Origin of the sequence: Pedobacter sp. HMWF019 (genome assembly GCF_003061025.1) — a bacterium.
Lineage (GTDB): Bacteria > Bacteroidota > Bacteroidia > Sphingobacteriales > Sphingobacteriaceae > Pedobacter.
In genome coordinates this window covers 1-4,852 of record NZ_QAIL01000137.1, presented here as the reverse complement: position 1 = coordinate 4,852, position 4,852 = coordinate 1, and the positions used below count along the sequence as shown (strand labels likewise).

Below are 4,852 nucleotides of genomic sequence, written 5' to 3'. Positions count from 1 at the left end.
GATCTCTGAGGCCGCCTCATGAACAGGTGAAAAATTTTCTGAGCAAATTGCAGAGGGGAGGTGGTCTGGGGTGGGTTCATAATTGGTAGTTGTTTGAGAATAATCAGAAAAAAAACGAAGTTATTGTAGCGTTTATGTATTTTGATACGTATTAGTTTTAGAAACTAACCAAATAGAACGTTTAAAATGAAAAGTAATCTAAATTCCGTTTTCAAATCATTAACTATTGTACTGTCAATTTCATTATTTTGCCTGGGCTGTAAAAAGAAAGAGCATTCATCTACGGAGTGGGGTGAGCTTGCTACCGCAAAGATGAATGAGATCACCGTGCTTACTGCCAGTATTCCATGCGGTCAGCTCACTGACGTTTCCATTCAGGAGATGGCTTCAGGTTGTTCAACAACATATTACCCGGTTAAGGTGTCCGATCAGGCAAAATTTGAAAAGCTAAAAAAGGAATATTTTGATCTGTTAAGTGAGCAAACAAAGGCAATGACTAGAGAAGGTTACATCGTTGACCCATGTTTTGAAACTCTTTGGATTGCCGAACAACCTATTCGGTTAGAATGTAACACCGGTAAAGTGAAGGTCATTACTTCTGCAAATATGAGTATAGAAGAAGCTAAACCTCTTGCTGCGAAGACTTATTTAGAAATTATGGCTATTGTAAATGCCCAGACTTGTACTAATGCGTCCTCGTGGATACCTACACCCTTGATTAAAGATAGACTTATGGATGTAGAATATATCCCTTATTTAGGGGCTCAGGACTATACTGTATTGAAGAAAAAGGTTTCACTTTACAATAGGCTGAAAGCCAGGATTATTCAGGCAGATGGTCCTGCTACTGTTGTTGAACCTCAAACAAAGGTGGAAAGAATAGATTGTGTTAATGGTAAACCTGTAATCAAGGTGATTGCGCGATAGTCATTGAGATTGCACTTAATTTTTGAAAAGTTTATCCTGTTGTTTCGGGGCTAACGATATCAGGTGCGCTGAAGAAGCGCACAGATCTCTGAGGCCGCCTCATCAACAGGATAAACTTTTCTGAGCAAATTGCAGAGGGGAGAGTTGGCAGGGGTTGCCTGTTTACTCAAAATCTATCCATTTTTTTTCAAAGTAAACCGTTGTGGATTGATTGGTCTTGTTAATGGCCTTTGCTTGTATGAAATTTCCTTTGGTCGATACGTATTTTAAAGTTAGGGAGTCCATTCTTGTTTCGTAGTAAGCGCCAAGTTTACACCCGAAAGGATTATTTTGAACATCATCCGTGAAAATGGAGAATAGTATCAGGCGTTCTGATGTAACGTCAGGAGCTGCATAGCCAAAAAAACGGTGATCTTTCCTCATATAAGCGGTTAAATTTATAGTGCTGTCACCACCATGCAAATATACGTAAGCCTTTGTAACGTCATCGCCTGATGCAATAACGCTTGCATTGTTGGTTTTTTCAATGCTGTCAAGTCGGGACGTAAATTCTTTTTTTGGTGCAGGTTTTTGTACTGACTTTGGTGCAGGTTTGCTCGTATCAGCAAGTACAATGTTCGTGGTGTCTCTTAGCTTTTTTTCTGTGCCCAGTTGTTTGTGTGTACAGGCTGAAAGAAGCAAGGTTAATATTGGTAGATATACTCTATTTTTCATCGTATAAAAATAGAGAATTAATATAAAGGTTTATTGACCGGAAAGGGTGTAATTAAATTGAACAAGGAGGAGAAGGGTAACTTGGTTTTTTTCAACTTGTAGACATATTGTAGCCGGGTGATATTTGGAATTGACAATGCATACAGGGAGTTTTGTTAACACATTTATCACTTAAACCCAATTCCCTATGAAAAAATTAAGAAGGTCTTTTATCTTTTTACTTGTCTGCAGTATTTTATTCCTGGCGGAAGCTTGCCGTTTACCGGCATCGCCTGAAAAATATTTTGATGTTGCGGCCCTGAATGCTAATTCTGTAGCCTGTTTTGGCAGTGAATATTTTACAAAGATGCTGGGATACCGTGGGAAGCCTCTTGCAGCTGGCCCTGGTGTCGACCAATATAATTATGAGCAACAGCTTGGCTTTGCGATAAAAAGGGTGGAGAAGTACCTGAAGAATATTGATGAATTACTCCCTACAAAAGATACCCAGGCATTGATTGATGCTTCTAAAGATCTTTTCCAGTTTACGCTTGAAAGCTATAAAAAAGATCATCTGCCCATTGCTAAAATGATTGACAGGAAAGCACCGGCAGATGAAATAACCAGGGCAATGAATGATTTGGACAAAAGGTTATATACGGCGTTTACCGTCCGGTATAATAGATTATATGAGATTGGAACCCAGTATGCCAAAGACAATAACATAAAACTGATGGAAATGCCCCAGTTTAGCAGGTAATCAAATTTTTGCAGTCTTTTTTCTTTGTGTTTTAGATGAAGCAATGACTTTCTAATCATGCATAAAATGATTATTTTGCGTCTATAAATAATTGCGCTCATGAAAGCTTCTCAAATTAAAATTTCTAAACAATTCAGGAAAATGGCTGTCCGCTCCATTGGCGCTATTCTTTTGTTTATGGTTACTTATTTTGTTCTGGTCAGTCTTGCCGTATTATTTGCCTTGGCCTGTGGATATGCGGCGGTTATGCTGGTGATTCTGAAGGCCATGTTTGCCACGATAATGCTTGGCCTGGGACTCATTAGCCTGGGTATCCTGGTGCTGATTTTCCTGGTGAAATTTATGTTCAACAAGAATAAAACAGATCGGTCCCATTTAATGGAGATTACAAAGGCGAATGAACAAAAACTATTTAAATTCATTGCAGAGATTGTTTCTGATGTAAAAACAGATTTTCCTAAAAGAATATACCTTTCTGCCGATGTGAATGCCTCCGTATTTTATGATTCCAGTTTCTGGAGTATGTTCCTTCCGGTAAAAAAGAACTTACAAATTGGATTGGGGCTAATGAATACGGTATCAAAACAGGAGCTAAAAGCCATTCTTGCGCATGAATTTGGTCATTTTTCCCAGAGAAGCATGAAAGTTGGAAGCTATGTTTACAATGTAAACCGGGTGCTCCATGATATGTTGTATGATAATGGTTCTTACAGCGAAATGATGGCTAAATGGTCTGGGACAAGTAATTACTTTAATTTGTTTGCAGGGATTGCTGTAAAGATGATCACGGGTATTCAGTTTCTGCTGAAGAAAGTATATGAGGTTGTCAATTTGAACTATTTGGGTTTATCCAGGGAAATGGAGTTTCATGCAGATGCCGTGGCGGCAGAAGTGGCTGGCTCTCAGGCACTAATTGACTCCTTGTTACGGTTGGAGTTGGCAGATCAGTCTCTTAATGAGGTTTTTAATTATTACAATACTAAATTCGAAGAGGCAGAGAAAACCGATAATTTCTATCCACAGCAACATTATGTGATGACTTTTATGGCCACAAAGTACCAGCTGGAGATAGAAAATGATCTCCCTAAAGTAAATCCGGATAGTTACAGCAGGTTCAATAAATCCAAACTGGTTTTAAAAGATCAATGGTCGTCGCACCCCAGTACCCAGGATAGAATTAAGGCATTGAAACTATTGAATAAAGTACGACCGGTGCAAGAACAGGGTATTGCATCTGAATTGCTTATGGATGCTGAAGCGGTTCAAAAACAGTTTACGGCGCGCTTGTTTGATGCAGTTCAATATCCTAAACCTCCGGTTGTACAGGATTTTTCCGCTTTTCAGGAAGAATATTCAAAAACCTATAATCAACATGTATTTCCTGAGGTTTATAAGGGTTATTTTAATGATAGAAGTCCGGTCAGCGCGGCTACAGAATCGGCTTTTTTAAAACCGGCAGTTCAAAGCGATCTGACTTTGGAAGTATTGTTTAGTGAGGAAACGCTGGATCTGATGTATACTTCAAAGTCTATTGAGGCGGACCTTGCAGCCCTGGAGCAAATCGGTTCCGGAGACTTTGTAGTCAAATCTTTTGACTATGATGGCCATAAATACACACCTGCCGATTGCCCTGAAATTATCGAACAACTGAACAAAGAATTGGAGGCATTAAATGAAAAGCTTTCACAGAAAGATCTGGACATCTTTTATCGGTTTTACAGCGACGCATCCCATGCCGGTAAATTAAAAGAATTCAAACAAATGTATCAGGATTATCAACGTTCACTGGACTTGTTTTTACGGCAAAAGGAAATATATACTGATCTGGGTAAATTAAGTTCTTTTACCCAGGTAAGCATGCCCTTTGAAGAAATTAGGCAGAACCTTAAAGACCTTAAATGGTCCGAACGCTTTTTTATAGAACAAATCCGCACTATTTTAGGAGAAGAATGGTGTAAGGAAGAGATTGATGATAAAACCAGGGGAAGATTTGAACGTTATCTGGAACAGGATTGGAAGTATTTTGCCGGAACGGTATATTTTGATCATGAACTTGATCTGCTCTTTATCGCTATGAATGATTTTTTAAGAATAATTGCACGCATTCATTATCTGAAGAAAAATTCCTTATTGACTAGTCAGCTTGACTATAATTATTCTTCGAGTTCCTTAGTCTGATTGTTCATCTTAATCACCGCTTCATTCAATTCGCAAACAGAGGTTTCAAGATGGTTTAGGATCGGGATCAGGTTTTCTATATCATCTATGGATGGCCGAATCAGTTGAACCAGCGCAGTGAGGTTGGCCAGCGGTCTTCTGATCTCATGAGAGTTGAGCCAGGCAATTTCTTTGAGTTTCTGGTTTTTTAAGAGCAGTTCGGTTTAGTGTCTGCGTTCAGCTCTAAACCTTTTCCTGTAATAGTAATTGAGTGAAAACAATACCAGAACAGAAGTTGCAATAAGAAATATCAGA

At 38.8% G+C, this 4,852-nt stretch carries 4 protein-coding genes; 3 read left to right on the top strand and 1 reads right to left on the bottom strand.

What is annotated here, in order from left to right; all coding sequences use genetic code 11:
- Window positions 1-186 precede the first annotated feature (186 nt).
- Window positions 187-927, top strand: a complete 741-nt coding sequence (locus DBR11_RS08700) for a hypothetical protein (RefSeq protein WP_108551653.1) — start codon at window positions 187-189, stop codon at window positions 925-927.
- A gap of 162 nt (window positions 928-1,089) precedes the next feature.
- Here DBR11_RS08700 and DBR11_RS08695 read toward each other — a convergent pair whose 3' ends face one another.
- Complete coding sequence (locus tag DBR11_RS08695; RefSeq protein ID WP_108551651.1) at window positions 1,090-1,641, bottom strand: hypothetical protein; 552 nt, start codon at window positions 1,639-1,641, stop codon at window positions 1,090-1,092.
- 187 nt (window positions 1,642-1,828) lie between these two features.
- Between DBR11_RS08695 and DBR11_RS08690 the strand changes: the two genes are divergently transcribed.
- Window positions 1,829-2,380: a hypothetical protein gene (locus tag DBR11_RS08690; protein ID WP_108551649.1), complete on the top strand. Its 552-nt coding sequence runs from the start codon at window positions 1,829-1,831 to the stop codon at window positions 2,378-2,380.
- A 99-nt stretch (window positions 2,381-2,479) separates the two neighbouring features.
- Complete coding sequence (locus tag DBR11_RS08685; RefSeq protein WP_108551647.1) at window positions 2,480-4,558, top strand: M48 family metalloprotease; 2,079 nt, start codon at window positions 2,480-2,482, stop codon at window positions 4,556-4,558.
- Window positions 4,559-4,852 lie beyond the last annotated feature (294 nt).